The sequence below is a fragment of the Paenibacillus antarcticus genome (assembly GCF_001637225.1).
Classification (GTDB): domain Bacteria; phylum Bacillota; class Bacilli; order Paenibacillales; family Paenibacillaceae; genus Paenibacillus_AQ; species Paenibacillus_AQ antarcticus.
This window is the reverse complement of sequence record NZ_LVJI01000014.1, coordinates 129,012-145,250: the sequence shown is the minus strand read 5'-3', so window position 1 is coordinate 145,250 and position 16,239 is coordinate 129,012. Positions and strand designations below refer to the sequence as shown.

At 40.6% G+C, this 16,239-nt stretch carries 12 protein-coding genes; 8 read left to right on the top strand and 4 right to left on the bottom strand.

The genetic code is table 11. The annotated features are described in order from the left end of the window. Positions 1–7: 7 nt before the first annotated feature. The 3 genes from PBAT_RS09225 to PBAT_RS09215 all read right to left on the bottom strand — a co-directional run bounded on the left by PBAT_RS09225 (position 8) and on the right by PBAT_RS09215 (position 4,313). Positions 8–1,261: a glutamate-5-semialdehyde dehydrogenase gene (locus PBAT_RS09225; RefSeq protein ID WP_068648776.1), complete on the bottom strand. Its 1,254-nt coding sequence runs from the start codon at positions 1,259–1,261 to the stop codon at positions 8–10. 392 nt (positions 1,262–1,653) lie between these two features. Beyond that, the gene (gene proB / locus PBAT_RS09220; RefSeq protein ID WP_068649070.1) at positions 1,654–2,757 is read right to left on the bottom strand and encodes a glutamate 5-kinase; all 1,104 of its coding nucleotides are present in this window, start codon (positions 2,755–2,757) and stop codon (positions 1,654–1,656) included. Between the two features lie 344 nt (positions 2,758–3,101). After that, entirely contained in the window at positions 3,102–4,313 is a 1,212-nt protein-coding gene (locus PBAT_RS09215) for a pyridoxal phosphate-dependent aminotransferase (protein WP_068648774.1), read from the bottom strand. Positions 4,314–4,477: 164 nt separating this feature from the next. Between PBAT_RS09215 and PBAT_RS09210 the strand changes: the two genes are divergently transcribed. Beyond that, on the top strand, positions 4,478–5,281 hold the full coding sequence (locus PBAT_RS09210) for a carbon-nitrogen family hydrolase (protein WP_248912423.1): 804 nt from the start codon (positions 4,478–4,480) through the stop codon (positions 5,279–5,281). A gap of 43 nt (positions 5,282–5,324) precedes the next feature. Here the strand turns inward: PBAT_RS09210 and PBAT_RS09205 are convergent, their stop codons facing one another. Continuing rightward, positions 5,325–6,236: a LysR family transcriptional regulator gene (locus PBAT_RS09205; protein ID WP_068648770.1), complete on the bottom strand. Its 912-nt coding sequence runs from the start codon at positions 6,234–6,236 to the stop codon at positions 5,325–5,327. A 240-nt stretch (positions 6,237–6,476) separates the two neighbouring features. On the opposite strand from PBAT_RS09205, the gene leuC reads away from it, so the two are divergent. The 7 genes from leuC to PBAT_RS09170 all read left to right on the top strand — a co-directional run bounded on the left by leuC (position 6,477) and on the right by PBAT_RS09170 (position 16,153). Beyond that, positions 6,477–7,898 carry a 3-isopropylmalate dehydratase large subunit gene (gene leuC / locus PBAT_RS09200; protein WP_068648768.1) on the top strand — a complete coding sequence of 474 codons (1,422 nt, stop codon included), beginning with the start codon at positions 6,477–6,479 and terminating at the stop codon, positions 7,896–7,898. A 27-nt stretch (positions 7,899–7,925) separates the two neighbouring features. Beyond that, positions 7,926–8,528: a 3-isopropylmalate dehydratase small subunit gene (leuD, locus tag PBAT_RS09195; protein ID WP_068648766.1), complete on the top strand. Its 603-nt coding sequence runs from the start codon at positions 7,926–7,928 to the stop codon at positions 8,526–8,528. Positions 8,529–8,782: 254 nt separating this feature from the next. Further along, positions 8,783–10,276 carry an N-acetylmuramoyl-L-alanine amidase family protein gene (locus PBAT_RS09190; protein ID WP_068648764.1) on the top strand — a complete coding sequence of 498 codons (1,494 nt, stop codon included), beginning with the start codon at positions 8,783–8,785 and terminating at the stop codon, positions 10,274–10,276. Positions 10,277–10,305: 29 nt separating this feature from the next. After that, complete coding sequence (locus tag PBAT_RS09185) at positions 10,306–10,974, top strand: GerMN domain-containing protein (RefSeq protein ID WP_068648762.1); 669 nt, start codon at positions 10,306–10,308, stop codon at positions 10,972–10,974. A gap of 253 nt (positions 10,975–11,227) precedes the next feature. Continuing rightward, positions 11,228–12,619, top strand: a complete 1,392-nt coding sequence (locus tag PBAT_RS09180) for an N-acetylmuramoyl-L-alanine amidase family protein (RefSeq protein ID WP_068649068.1) — start codon at positions 11,228–11,230, stop codon at positions 12,617–12,619. A gap of 100 nt (positions 12,620–12,719) precedes the next feature. Then, entirely contained in the window at positions 12,720–13,337 is a 618-nt protein-coding gene (locus tag PBAT_RS09175) for a GerMN domain-containing protein (protein ID WP_068648759.1), read from the top strand. Positions 13,338–13,423: 86 nt separating this feature from the next. Continuing rightward, positions 13,424–16,153 (top strand): S-layer homology domain-containing protein, encoded by a 2,730-nt coding sequence (locus PBAT_RS09170; protein ID WP_068648757.1) that lies wholly within the window; start codon positions 13,424–13,426, stop codon positions 16,151–16,153. Positions 16,154–16,239: the final 86 nt, after the last annotated feature.

Genomic DNA, 16,239 nt, shown 5'->3' with positions numbered 1-16,239 from the left:
GTCGGAATTATCGACGAATTTGTCCGTTACCGTAGATTCTATATTTCGTAGAAGTAAGAGAAGGGAGTCCCATTGGGCCCCGAGCGTGTAACTTTTGTGTACTAATTCCAATCTCTGCACCAAATCCGAATTCGAATCCGTCCGTGAATCGAGTGGAAGCATTATGATACACAGCAGCAGCATCAACCTCTTGGATGAAGAATGCAGCCTGATCTTTGTCTTCCGTAACGATACATTCAGAGTGTTGCGTTCCATGTCGCGCGATATGTTCAAGTGCTTCTTGGATGTTGTTGACTATGACAACATTCATAATGTAATCATTATATTCCGTAGAGTAGTCTTCTTCGGTAGCCAGTGTAGCCCAAGGGATGATTGCGAGTGTAGCCTCACATCCGCGTATTTCTACATTGGATTCTTTGTATTGTTCTGCTAGAGATGCAAGATGGAGTCCAGCGAAATCAGTATGAACAATAAGAGTCTCCATCGAATTACAGACAGATGGACGTTGTACTTTTGCATTTAAGCTAATATTTGATGCCATAACAGGCTCAGCCGAAGCATCTATATACGTATGACATACACCAGCGCCGGTTTCGATGACAGGGACAGTGGCGTTCTCGACAACATTTTGGATGAGCGATCTGCCACCACGTGGAATCACAACGTCTAGTAATCCTTTGAGCTTCAACATTTCATCAACAGATGCACGATTCGGATCTTCGATAATTTGTAGCGCATCGACAGGGATAGCTGATAGAGCAAGAGCACGATGCAACACTTCAATAATTTGACGGTTGGAAGAGATAGCGGAAGATCCACCGCGTAATACAACCGCGTTACCCGTCTTAAGACAAAGACCAGCAGCATCGACAGTGACGTTCGGACGAGCTTCATATATGATACCGATTACGCCAAGTGGAACACGTACTTTATCGATCGTAAGACCGTTAGGACGATCTAACGCTTCTAGTACGTCACCAATAGGATCTGGAAGATCAATAATCTGCTCTAAGCCTTCAGCCATAGCGTTGATGCGTTCCGGATTTAATGCCAATCGGTCGAGTAGAGAAGGGGCTGTACCTTGCTGACGTCCACGTTCAAGATCTTCAAGATTCGCAGTTAAAATAAGTTCTTGTTCCTGTCTTAGCGCTTGAGCCATCAGTTGTAACGCTTCATTCTTCTGCTGAGTATCCAAGCGATTCAGTACAGTAGCAGCAGCTTTGGCAAGGGTTGCTTTTTCTCTTACTTCACTTTGGTTCATTGGGATAACCTCCTAATAGTTTTTGAGGATAACTTCGTCGAACTGCTTCGAAAAAAGGACTTCGGAAGCATGAGATTTTGTTAGCATTAACATCAGATTGCCTTCGCAAAAAATTCGCATCTTTAAGTATAAATTTATGTTTCATATGTTACTTCATTGTTTTTTCTCTAATAACACTCGCATTAAAATGGATCATGCGTAAAACCTTGCGAAGGTGACGGAATTGTTCTGGAGAAGCGTAGCGTTCGCCTAAAAGCTTTCCGTAGGAAAGCTACTTCGGAAGCATAATCTTGTTCCCGAATTATTTCGCTAACAGCGATATATTCAAAAAAATTGGTGGCAACAGCGATCGGAAGAACAATCCGTCACCGTAGCCGTTCCGAAATGAGCCTCTACTTCAATGTAATCCACTCGTCCCGATGAATAACCTCTAACCGATGAATACTTTCAATCTTCTGATATACCTCTGAACTGGACATGCCACAGACTAGGCGTAATTGATCATCATCATAATTAATGACGCCGCGTCCGATGACTACAGCTTCTGCATTTAGTACTTCCACAACATCACCTGCATGGAAATGACCTTCTACTTGTTTAACACCTACAGGAAGTAGACTGTGACCGCCGTGGATTAAAGCATTTTCTGCACCTGCATCTACAATAATCGAACCAAGTGGTGTTGACATGAAGCCGAGCCATTGTTTTTTCATAGATAGGGAAGAGAGTTTAGTATCGAAATAAGTTCCACGACCTTGGCCGTCTACAGCGTTTTGAAGATCTCCATGCGTAGTAACCTTACCTATGAAGACAGGGACACCGCCTCGTGTTGCTATCTTGGCAGCATCTATTTTGGAACGCATACCACCTGTCCCGAGGGAGGAACCAGCACCACCTGCAATAGCGTAAATTTCCTCCGTTATTTCGCTCACATGACTGTAACGAACAGCATCTGGATGCTTCCGAGGATCACCACTATAAAGACCGTCCATATCCGTGAGGATCAAGAGGTGGCGTGCTTTCATTAGATTGGCAACTAGGGCGGATAAGGTGTCATTATCACCAAATTTAAGCTCATCCACAGACACGGTATCATTTTCATTAACAATAGGGATGACACCTTGCTTTAATAACTCCTCAATGGTCATTCCAGCATTATTCATTCGTTTGCGGCTGCAGAAATCCGTTCGTGTAAGTAGTATTTGAGCTGTGACAATGCCATGGGCAGAGAAGGCTTGTTGATAGGCTTGCATAAGCAGTGCCTGACCTACCGCCGCCGCAGCTTGTTTCTCATGTAGTAATCGAGGGCGAGCATTATAACCAATCTCTCGGAAGCCTGCTGCAACCGCACCTGATGTGACTAATAGAACTTCGTGACCTGCCGCTTTCAAGCCTGCCATTTCTCTAGCGAAAAATATGATGGCTTCTCGGTTCAATGCTCCTTCGACAGAGGTAAGGGAGCTACTTCCGATTTTGACGACGATACGGGACGACACAATAATCACTTCCTCATTCAATATCAATTTTACAACAATAAATACAAAAAAACCTTCATCCTTGACGAGCAAAGGACGAAAGTTATAGCTTCCGCGGTACCACCTTTATTGATGAGTAGATCATCCAACTTAATAACCTTGTAACAGAAGGTACTGTCCCGCATGATGGTGCAGGCCGCTCAGGGGTAGGTTCAATAAGGATTCACGGTAAACTCTCTCAGCCAAGGAATTTACTCTCTATAAGCGTGCACAGCCTTACTTAATGGTCCCGTCAACACGTTTTCATATATAAAGATAGGTTTATTTTCAAATAGGATACCATGTAAATGAACCCTTTGCAAAGATTAAGAGAAGATACCAAGTTTCCCGATTCGTGCGGCTGCTTCTTGAAGTCTAGCCTCGGAGCTAAGTAAGCCGATACGTACATAACCTTCTCCACAGCTACCGAATCCTACACCTGGCGCAACAGCTACTTTAGCTTCTTTAAGAAGAAGATCTGAGAAAGAGACTGACGTATGCCCCTCAGGAACAGGTAACCAACTAAAGAATGATCCACTCGGTCGATCTGTGTGCCAACCGATTTCATCTAATGCCGTGTGAAGTGCATTTCGTCTAGATTCATATCGAGCTACTAATTCATGAACACAATCCTGAGACGAAGTTAGTGCGACGGCAGCAGCAGCTTGGATACCTCCGAATAGACTGACATACATATGATCTTGAAGCGAATTAATGTGTGAGATCACTTCCGCATTACCAAGAGCAAATCCTACACGCCATCCAGCCATATTATACGTTTTGGAAAGGGTATATAACTCGATTCCAACTTCTTTAGCGCCTGGTGCTTGAAGGAAACTAACAGGTTGCTTACCGTCGAATCCGATAGCGCCATAAGCGAAATCACTAGCGACGATAATCTTATTCTTTGTAGCGAATTCTACGGTTTCTTCATAGAAGGATAATGGAGCCGTTGCGGAGGTTGGGTTGTTAGGATAATTTAGGAACATGAGCTTAGCACGAGCTTTATCATCTTCACTAATCTGATTGTAATCAGGTAAGAATTTATTCTCTTTGAGAAGAGGCATGAAGGACATTTCAGCACGTGCCAGTGCTACACCCGACCAGTAATCTGGATATCCTGGGTCTGGTACAAGGCAGAGATCGCCTGGATTAAGAACGACCTGAGGTAATTCTACAAGTCCTGTTTTACCCCCGAATAGAATAGCGACTTCAGTCTCAGGATCAAGAACAACACCGTAATCATCGAGATACCGTTTCGCAATAGATTCTTTTAGAAAAGAATAGCCTGTAAAAGGAGGGTACTTATGATAAAGCGGATTTGTTGCTGCACTTTGTAACTCTTTCACGATATGCTCTGGTGTTGGTGTATCTGGATTACCTTGTCCTAGATTAATAACATCATGGCCTTCGGCAATTTCACGATTGACTTTCTGAACTAAATTAGCAAAAAATTGGCTAGGTAGCCCCTTGATAACATCGGCCGGTTCGATGTGAAAGGCTGAAACGGTATTCTGGTTGTTTGGGTGACTTGTCATCCTTAATCACACTACTCTCTTAAAAATATAGTAAATTTAATTTATCATCATTTAACCGAGCTGTATAGGTTGAATTAACATATGGAAGTGTTGCATGGGAATGGTTCAACAAGATAAGATGATATATATCAATTTGAATAGAGGCGAGGATCATGACAAATCTAATGAACAAAGACAAATTATGCATAGCATTAATTCAAACACCTATTCAATTAGGAGATCCTGAAGCGAATGTGTTACATATCCGCTCTTTAATTGAGAAGGCCGTGGGACAGACGCCCAAACCTGATCTTCTTATGTTACCTGAGATGTGGAATACAGGGTACGCCTTGGAACAAATTCAAGATATTGCTGATGAGCGCGGTGAGCATAGTAAGGGTTGGTTGAGCTCTTTTGCCAAGGAACATCATATCTTCATTGTAGGCGGATCGATTGCTGAAGCAAATGGAGATCAGGTTACGAATTCTATGTATGTGTTCGACCGTCAAGGAGACGAGATCGCTAAATATTCGAAGATCCATTTGTTCTGCTTGATGAATGAAGAGAAGTATTTAGCTCCAGGTCAAGAGTTAGTTACTTTTCCCGTGAATGATGACTTTAAAGCTGGGGTGTCTATTTGTTATGATATACGTTTTCCGGAAATGGCACGTAGTCTTGCATTAAATGGCGCTAAGATACTGTTTGTTCCAGCTGAATGGCCGCATCCCCGCTTGCATCATTGGCGTACACTGCTGATGGCACGTGCTATTGAGAATCAGATGTATGTAGTTGCTTGTAACACAGTTGGGGATAACGGTGAAGCTTCATTCTTCGGTCATTCCATGATTATTGATCCATGGGGTGAGATTGTTGCTGAAGGTGGAGAAGGCGAAGAAATCGTGACTGGTGAAATCTCGTTGTCACTTGTAGACGAAGTGAGAAGCCGTATTCCAATCTTTCAAGATCGTCGACCTGACCTATATAAATAGGAAGAAGAAGTGAGCAACCTAATCTGGGGACAAATTAGGTTGCTTATATGCCTGCCATCGATTTCTTGAATGTTTCTATAAAAGCTTCAGCTGCCTTAGAAAGATAACGTCCTTTTCGATATGCAACAACAAGTGTTCGGAAGGGGACAGGTTCAGCTAAAGGTAAGTACACAGGAACGAACTCGGATCGGGGTGCACGAGCAATATATCGCGGGACGAGTGTCACACCCATACCAGCGGCAACAAGAGATTGGATCGTCTCCATATTGCTACTTTCGAATACGACTTGAGGTTCAAACCCAGCGTGTTGGCAGAGCTCAAAGGTCATTTTACGAAATCCTTGTCCTCTCTTTAGCACGATAAAAGGCTCACCTTTTAACTCCTCTAATTGAACCGCTACAGGCGTATCGCTAGCGGTTGCTCTTTTAGCTAATGGGTGATTAGGAGGTACAGCTAGATCAATTAATTCTTTCCCGATGATCTCATAGGCTAGAGAAGGTTCCACAAGTGGGAGAGAGAGTAGACTTAAATCTGTTTTTCCAAGAGCCGTCAGTTTCTCCAGATTCATAGAAGAATCCTCAAGCAGGGTGATTTCTATATCTGGAAAAGTGAGTTTGAAAGTTGGAAGTACATAAGGTAGCAAATGAGAACCTGTAATTGGCATGCTCCCCACGACAACCTTTCCTCCCCGAAGTTGTGATATGTCGGACATTTCCTGACGTAATAACTCTACAGCGTCTATGATTTTCTGTGCTTGTTCCATGAACGCTGCACCTGCATGTGTGAGTTCAACACTGCTCGTATTTCGTTGGAAAAGAAGCACACCAATTTCTTTCTCAAGCTTGGCTAATTGCTGACTGAGAGATGGTTGGGCGATATGTAACTTCTCTGCGGCTCTTGAGAAATTACGCTCAGCAGCGATTTGTAACGCATATTGTAATTGTCTTAGTTCCATTAAATAATCATCCTTTGAAGTTAGTAGGGACAAAGTCTTATCGTTTCATATACTATAAATATATAAGTATTGTACCCGTTTCTCTAATTTCATTCTAACACCTTATAGTTGAAACCTATAGCATTTATAGATATTATATCTTGGAACAATTAAGAGATCGATGTTATCATGATTTTATTCAAGAAATACGGCACCGTAGTATTTCTTCCAAAGTTCGAATTTTAAGATGGGGTGAATATGATGAGTAAAAAGACAATGTTCGAGAAAATTTGGGAAAATCACGTCATTCATCAGGAAGAGGGCAAGCCGAGTATTCTTTATATCGATTTGCACCTTGTCCATGAAGTGACATCTCCGCAGGCATTTGAAGGTCTTCGTCTTAGTGGACGTCAAGTACGTCGTCCTGAGTTAACTTTCGCTACGATGGATCATAACGTACCAACAAAGGATCGTTTTAACATTAAGGATCCTATCTCCAAGCAACAAATCGATACGCTCTCACAGAACTGTCGTGATTTCGGCGTAACATTATATGATCTTGATTCTATTGATCAAGGGGTAGTTCACGTTATGGGTCCTGAGCTTGGACTTACGCACCCTGGTAAAATAATCGTATGTGGCGATAGCCATACTTCTACTCATGGTGCTTTCGGGGCTTTGGCCTTCGGAATTGGTACAAGTGAAGTGGAACACGTTCTTGCTACGCAATGTTTGCAACAATCCAAAGCGAAGACGATGGAAATCCGTTTTGTAGGTAACCGTAAAGCAGGCGTTACTGCTAAAGATATGATTCTAGGTGTTATCGCTAAGTATGGTACTGATTTCGCAACGGGGTATGTTATTGAATACACTGGTGAATCCATCAAGTCGTTGACGATGGAAGAGCGTATGACGGTCTGCAACATGTCTATTGAAGGTGGCGCTAGAGCAGGTTTGATCGCTCCAGATGAGACGACATTTGAATATCTACGTGGACGCCAACATGTACCTCAAGATGCAGCTTACGATAAAGCTGTTGAAGGATGGAAGCTATTGCTTACAGATGAAGGTGCTGCATTTGACCTCGTATTGGAATTCGATGTGGATTCATTGATTCCACAGGTGACCTGGGGAACAAGTCCTGGGATGGGAACAGATATTACATCTAAAGTTCCTGTACCTGCAGAATTGCCAACAGAAAATGAACGTAAAGCTGCTGAGAAAGCGCTGGAATATATGGGTCTTACACCGGGTACACCAATTACTGAAATTGAGATTGATTATGTGTTTATCGGTTCTTGTACGAATGGCCGAATTGAAGACTTACGTGCAGCTTCGCAAGTAGCGAAAGGGCATAAAGTATCGGATAAAGTCACAGCTATCGTTGTACCGGGATCTGGACGAGTGAAAATTCAAGCCGAAGAAGAAGGATTAGACAAAATCTTCACAGAAGCGGGATTTGAATGGCGTGATGCGGGATGTAGTATGTGTCTTGCGATGAATCCGGATGTTCTTGAACCAGGACAACGTTGTGCTTCTACTTCGAACCGTAACTTTGAAGGACGCCAAGGTCGTGGTGGACGTACGCATCTAGTATCTCCTGCTATGGCAGCAGCTGCAGCTATCAAAGGACGTTTCGTGGATGTGCGTGACTGGAATTTCAAGACCGAAGCTGTTAACTAAGAAATCAAAAAGAGAGGAGCTAATCAAATGGAAGCATTCACTAAATTAACTGGGATTGTAGGACCAGTAGATCGTGTTAACGTAGATACAGACGCTATCATTCCTAAACAATTTTTGAAAAGAATAGAACGTACGGGGTTTGGTCAATTTCTATTTTATGAATGGCGTTTTGATCAAGAAGGTAACGACATTGATAGTTTTGAATTGAATAAGCCGAGATACAACGGTGCGTCAGTCCTTGTATCGAGAGCCAACTTTGGTTGTGGGTCATCACGTGAGCATGCCCCATGGGCGATTTTAGACTATGGATTTAAATGTGTCATTGCACCTTCTTTTGCAGATATCTTCTATAATAACTGTTTCAAGAATAGTATCTTGCCTATTAAATTGTCAGAAGAGCAAGTAGAAGATTTATTCCAACGTACAGCTGCACATGATGGTTATCAGTTGAACGTTGATCTTGAGAACCAGACTCTAACGGATGAGTATGGTTTACACATTGACTTCAACATTGATGAGCATCGTCGCCAGTTCCTTCTACAAGGTCTAGATGATATCGGTCTTACACTACAACATGAAGCAGACATTACGGCTTATGAGCAAAAGCGTGTTAGTCTTGCTCTTGTCTAGTAAGTAGCTAAGTAGTTTACAATTAGTAATTTACTAAGCCTCTATTCCCATCAAGGGAATGGAGGCTTTTTTTATTCATGCAATGACACCAAACGACTACAGTGCAGGAAATATCAAAAAAATAGTGTTTTCCTCTAAATATATTGTAGGTTGAGCAGGATTTGGCTACCTAAAGGTAGAATAATGTTCTTAATGAGAAAATTGGGTTGAAGAGATGTTCTTCTTTCGAGAAATAATTACAACTGGGGTGAATAATGAAGAAATTTAGTCTTTTATTAATTTTATGTGCATTCTTTTTTATCGTGTATCCGAGCGATGGGAGTGCTGCTGCTGTTCAGTCGAAGATTATTCTTGATGGCAAGGAAATAACTATGCCTGCTGGAATTCAGGTTCAGGTCATAAATGATAACGTAATGATCCCTATTCGTGTCGTTGTTGAGAACCTCAAGTTCAAGGTAGACTGGAATCAGAAATCACAAGGTGTCATAATTCAACAAGATACCAAGGTTATTACGTTAACGGTCAATCAACAAGCAGCGACTGTTGATGGCAAACAAGTCGTATTGAATACTGCACCGCAAGTGAAGAACGAAACGGTGTTTGTTCCAATTCGGTTCGTGAGTGAACAAATGGGACTTTTGGTTAGTTGGGATAACCTAGATAAGACAGTTTATCTAACGAGTAGTAATAAAGAGTCAATAAATGATGGACAAGCAGGCATTGATACAGGTGTGGTGACGCCAACACCAAATGTTCCTACCCCACCTACATCAGTTCCTGGTATAGATGGAAATGCTCAGACTAATGCTTTGAATCGTCTGAATGGACTCAGTTTTGTTAATAACCAATTACTTGTATCTTTAGATGGTGTAATAACACCAGAAATTTCACGATTAACGAATCCTGATCGGATTGTCATTGATTTACCGAATACGACATTTGCAGATTCTTTTGGAACCATGCAACCTTTGGATACTGGATTGAAAGGGAAGTTGGATCTCAGTGGGTATCCAAATGTGTCGGAAGTGAGATATTCGTTGTTTACTCGTGATCCATACAAAGTTCGAATTGTCATTGCTCTGAATACTGCTAATGCATATCAGCTAAGTCAAGACCCGGATTCTAAGATGCTAATTATCGATTTGAATGTTTCGGAAGATAGTAGTACGCTTCCGCTTCCTATACCTGTTCCAGTGATCCCTTCGGGACATAAGATTGTTGTTATTGATCCAGGACATGGAGGTTCAGATCCAGGTGCATTAAGTATTAGTAAGAAATATGAGAAGGATACTAATTTGGCGATTTCTCTGAAAGTACAATCCTTGTTACTTAAGGAACCCAATATAGATGTTGTAATGACTCGTGATAGCGACACATATCCTACGCTGTCTGAACGGGCTCAGTTGGCTAATCGAATAAATGCGGATGTATTTGTATCGATTCACGGTAATAGTAATCCATCTTCTAAGCCGAATGGAACAGAAACCTACTATTACCAAAGAAGCAGCAGCAAAGATCTAGCAAACGTCATTCATAAGTATTTAATTAAAGCTACGGGTTTAATAGACCGTGGTGTTAAGAATAATAGTCTACATGTTATTAGAGAGACTAAAATGCCTGCTGTTCTTTTGGAAATTGGATTTCTCAGTAATAGCTCGGATGAAAAAGTAATGTTATCTGATGATGTTCAGAATAAAGTGGCACAAGCAGTTGTAGATGGAATTAAAGAATATTTAGGTGTTAAATAAAGAGGATTTCTTGAAAAGGATGTGATGTCGTGAATAAAAAGCTAGGATGTTCAATAGTACTATCTCTATTGATGCTTATTGGAATGGGATGTGGGCAGAAACCTCTAAGTGACGCGGGCACCAAAGTGCTTGAGAATACGGCTAGTACTACGAATGATACTGAAACATTAGTAAAGGATAAAGTTACAACTACAGAGAAGGTTACACCTGCAAAGGGGCTTACATCCGACAACAAAGAGGTATCTGAACCTGCATTAGTGAAAGAGGATGTCAAAGCGGAAACTGCTACTAATGAAGATAAGACGAAAGCGCAAAATGAAAAGATTCTGGTGTATTATACGAATCCAGATGCCACGGTACTTCAAAAATCAGAGCAAGAGATTCATTTCGTGAATGCCACTGAGAAGTATCAATCTGCCTTCAAAGCTTTGCAAGTGGATGGTAATCCTGAACTTATCTCGTTATGGAGTAAGATTACGCTTAAGACTGTATCATTTAATAGTGGAAAAGTAACTTTGGATATTCATATGCCTGATGAAGCAAGATTAGGAGCTGGTGGCGAGCAGTTCGCATTAGATGCTTTAAAGAACACGTTATTTCAATTTGAAGAAGTGAAAAGTATCGAACTGCTTGTGGATGGTGCAGTTGTTGAGAGTTTAATGGGACATGCTGATTTAGAGCATCCGATGGTTCGATAGGATTCATAATTTGTAGATGATTATATGTTATTTGACACAAAACCTTCATTTCCGATAATTGGGAGTGAAGGTTTTATTCGTAAATACGCAGGTTCCTTCTAGTTATAAAGTGGGGGGGCTTTTTTTCATTAAAAGGAATATATTCGCAACCTTTAGCGAAAAATTGCGTCTAATAGTTGTCCATCGAAAGGAAGTGAATCTAGGACTAACTCAATTTTATACGACAAAATCAATAAGGATGGTAGGGTGAATGATGAAGAAATTTAGCTTCTTGATGATGATTATCATCTTCGTTATGGTGTTTCCAGGTAAAGGACAAGCTGCCTCAGGGCATTCAAATATATATTTGGACGGTACGGAACTTGTCTTAGCAACGAATGCCAAAATTGAAACGATTCAGAATAATGTTATGATTCCCGTTCGTGTAGTCGTGGAAAACCTAGGGTTTAAAGTTGCATGGGATAAAAATAATCAGTCGGTCACTATTAATAATGATTCGACAGTTATTCATCTTGTTGTTAACAACAAGAGTGGCTATGTGAATGGAAGTAAAGTTACACTTCCTATCGGGCCGGCATTAAAGACAGACACTGTATTAGTGCCTATTCGTTTCGTAAGTGAGCAACTAGGTCTTCAGGTCAACTGGGATAATGCATCCAAAAAAGTATATTTGATTTCCTCGGATACGGGGAGTGGTAAACCAGAAACGAAACCAGAACCTACGCCTGAATTAGCACTCATTAATAGTTTGAGCTATAGCGATAATCGTCTCATGATTTCTACAACGGGTAGCATAGAGCCTAAGGTGTCAGTAATGACCTCACCGAATCGTATTGTAATTGATATACCCTATGCGAAGTTCTCCGAAACATTTGGAACGAGCCAACAACTAGATAGCAATTTGCAAGGTAGTTTTCATGTCGTTGGTTACCCAGATTTAGATCAAGTACGTTACTCTCTATATAACAATTCGCCATCAACAGTGAGAATTGTGATGGATTTGAATTATGCTAAGAATTATACGGTTTATGCTGAGGGCAGCTTACTTTTTGTAGCATTAAATACGTCCGATACTTCTAATCCAGGAACATCTGTCGGAGGTAACGGCAAAAAAATAGCAGTTATTGATGCTGGTCATGGTAATCAAGATCCTGGAGCTATTGGTGTCACTGGTAAAAAGGAGAAGGCTTTCAATTTGGCAGTTGCTCTAAAAGTGGATCAATTGTTGAAAAAAGAACCTAAAATAGACGGAGTTTTGACACGTAGTAATGATATCTTCTTAGAACTTAAAGAACGCGTTAAGATAGCTAATGATTTAAAAGCGGATGTATTTATATCTATCCATGCTAACAGCTCAGGTTCGTCAGCAGCAACGGGTACTGAAACGTACTACAAGAATGACCGTAGTAAAGCATTAGCCAATGTCATGCATAAATATTTAGTGAGAGCAACAGGATTTAAGGATCGCGGGGTTCGTTACGGAAACTTCCATGTTATTCGCGAGACGAATATGGCTGCTGTCCTACTAGAAGCGGGATATCTTAGTAATAAGCAAGATGAAGCAGGCTTGTTCACAGAAAGCTTGCAAAATCGTGTTGCTCAAGGTATCGTGGACGGAATTAAGGAATATCTTGGCTTGAACTAACAAGAAGTAATGCTACAAAACTTCTGCTTGTGCTTTCGAAATACATTTAATGGGGTATAAGTAGAAGTCACGCTTCAATAATTTTAGGAGGAACAACAATATGAATAAAAAATGGTGGTGTACTGGGCTACTTGCGTTAGTTGTAGTAATTGGAACTGGATGTGGGGATAAACCGCAGGCTGGAGCTAGCAACAGCACAAACGAAGCTCCAACAGAGGTCGTTACTGTACCTGAAAAGGAAGTTCCTGCTACAAATGCAGGCGATAAAGGTGCCGAAGGTGCTGAAGACGTTGATAAAGACAAGGGTAAAGTGGAACAAGTATCATCCAAGAAAGAAACAATCTCTGTCTATTATACGGATCCACAAGAGATGGAATTGAAACAATCTAAACTAGAAATTACATTTGAAGATGATTTACAAAAGTATAAGGCAGCATTCAAAGCTCTTCAAAGTAGCAACAATGATGAACTCATTCCTTTATGGGGAAAAGTAGAGTTGAAATCACTTGATATGAAGGATGGTGCCATTACGATGGATATTCACCTTCCAGACGAAGCGCGTCTTGGTTCGGGTGGGGAAATGTTCGCACTAGAATCTCTTCAAAACACGTTGTTTCAATTCGATGAAGTAAAGTCTATTGAACTTCTCGTAGATGGCCAACAAGTTGAAAGTCTGATGGGACACGCCGATTTAGAGCACCCAATGACGAAGAAATAAGAAAAGCAGGAAATAGCGCTTTTATGTCGAATAAACTGTTTATATCAAGGATTTATGATTTGTGCTAAGTAGAGAGGGGTAACCAAATGCAGTCCAAACGTAGTCATCATTCTATTAATTCCAAAAAAGTAGTATCAGCCCTACTTGTAAGTATGGTGGCCTTAAGCTCAGGAACCGCAGCATTTGCTGCTGAGACGACGTCTACTGTCACTAACCAAGTGGTGACGACAAGTAGCGTATTCAGTGATGTGAAGAGTGGATTCTTTGCAGAAAAACACATCTATAAATTAGCTGCTCAAGGCATTCTCTTGGGTGATAAAGGTTTGTTTAGACCTAATGATGGTGTAACACAACAGGAAGCGATAACAATGGCTATTCGTTTCATGAATATCCAGGACCAAATGAACTCAGGTCCGGTGGTTACTTGGCCTACTAATTTTACGGTGGGCAACTATTTTAAACCTTATGTGACTTTAGCCTTCCAGAAGAAATTGTTGGATACAAAACTCGTTACAGATGATGCTAAATCGAAAACAGCATGGGGCGAGAAGAAAGCCAATCGGGAATGGATTGCTGAATTGTTAGTTCGTGCTATTGGCAAGGAAGCTGATGCAGCCTCTTCTGCGAATAAAGCTACAACATTCGCGGATAACAGTAAAATCTCTGCTTCTAAGCTCGGATTTGTTAATGCTGCGATCGAGATGGGATTAACTAAAGGTGTAGACGGTAACCGATTTGATCCGCTAGGATCTGTGACACGTGGACAACTAGCGACGTTCTTTAGTCGTGGAGAAGCTTTAATGGATACGCAATATGCAAATGCTAATGAAGGTATTGTTACAGCAGTAAGTGACAAATCTATTAGTTTGTTTGTTAACGGTAGTGTACGTAGTTATTCATTAAATAATACAACTTCATATTATACTAGTGATTCCGAAACGAAGATTCCTTTAACCGATGTGAAATTATACGCTAAGGTTATGGTTATTGAGAATAGTGGTAAGGCCGTTTACGTAGAGGTAACGGATCCAAAAGAACAATTAGAGAATATTGAGACAACCTTTGAACGTTTGTTCCCGGGGAATTCAATAGGGGTTTCTAATAATACAGCATTTGCTTCATATACTTATGATAACAACACGCTTTTCCAAGATATAAATGGAAATAAGATTGAGCCGAAAGATTTAACTGCGGGTAGCCAGATTGTTATTAAACGTGAGAATTTCACTGCCAATAAGAGTCTAGTGATGGTTCAAGTGAAGACAGGTGTTGTGAATAAGAATGGTACAGGAACATTAGAAACCGTAGAGACGAATACCAAGACGGTTACTATTAAGAATGCACTGGGTACGACGGAAAGCTACAAATGGGATGATGGGTTGATCATTCGTTATCAGAACGAAATTATGAACCCTGCAGAATTGAGAAATGGCTCTGCCATTAAATATACAATTCAGAATAATATCATTCAGTCTATTGAAGTTACTCAGGCTGTTGAACGGACACTTCGTGGTTCGATATATGAAGTCGGAACAAATGGTACCACGCTTACCTATAAGAGAGATGGCGGTTCATTGGAAGTGAAACTTCTATCCGATAAACCTGAGATCGTCATCAAAGGGATCGATAAACCACTATTGTCTGACCTAATAGGGGATAAATCGGCTGGTGATCAAGTAGAGTTGACGTTGGACGCAAATGAATTAGTTACGAAGATTGTTGTACTAAATAGACAAATGGAACAAAAACCATCTGCTACGGTTGTATCGTATGATGCAAAGACAAAGTTGTTGACCGTTCTTGATGCCAATAAGAAGCCATTTGTATTTACTTTAGACGACAAGACGAAGTTAATCTATAATTCGAGTACACCAACATTAACGGGTATGGAAGCACTGTTAACAAGTAACCGGAGAATTAATGTTAGTTATATCGGAAATCGAGCTTTATCATTAGAAGTTGTTTATAAATATGATGGAACGATTACTGCAATAGATACCGTTGCTCGTAAGATAACGCTTCAAGGGTCTGGTGATCAAAGTATTACTGTGCCTTATTTGAATCCTACAATTGAGATGTATGGTAAGGGTAATGCTAGTATCTCAGATGTAAAAGTCGGAAGTTCCGTAGCACTAGTATTATCGAATAATCAAGATACTGTACAAAGCATCCTAATGAAATCGGTTATCCAATTTGAGCTTGTATCTGTTGATACGGCAGCCAATCGAATTATTGTGAAGTCAGAAGGAAGCACGAATCAACTTTATTTAGACAAAGCAGTTATTATTGGCGATAGCGGACAATCCTTGAAAATTTCTGATTTACAAATGGGTCAGGTTTTGAATATTACGCTAAGTGGTAACACAGCAACAACCGTCCAAAACATCAAACTACTGGTAGGTCAAGTACTTACTGTAGATACGGCAACTTCGAGTGTCACCGTTAAAGATTATAATGGTAGCACAGAAGTCTTTAAAATTAACGGTTCTCTTAAAATTCTACGTGCGGGAAGCGTCAACACAAATTTAAGTAGTCTAGTTGCTACTGATCGTGTTGAAATTCGTAAAGATGTGGATGGAACGACGATCATTAAAGTTCTAAATTTAGTGACCCGTGATTTCTGGAAGTATGAAAGTTCTACAAGAGAATTTTTTGTAAAACGACAATATACAACAGAGAATAATCGTTATGTATTGGCACCAAATGCATATATTCACCAAGGTGACACGACATTACTCGTGCAATCTCTTAAAGAAAATGATAATATTGTACTGTATTTAAACAATGATGTGATTGTGGAAGTACGCAAACCGTAATCTGTTTTGGGAATAGTCATGAAATACACCGTCTTGATACGGGAGGTAGTTCCTGTATCAAGACGTTTTTTTTGCAGGAGGAATTC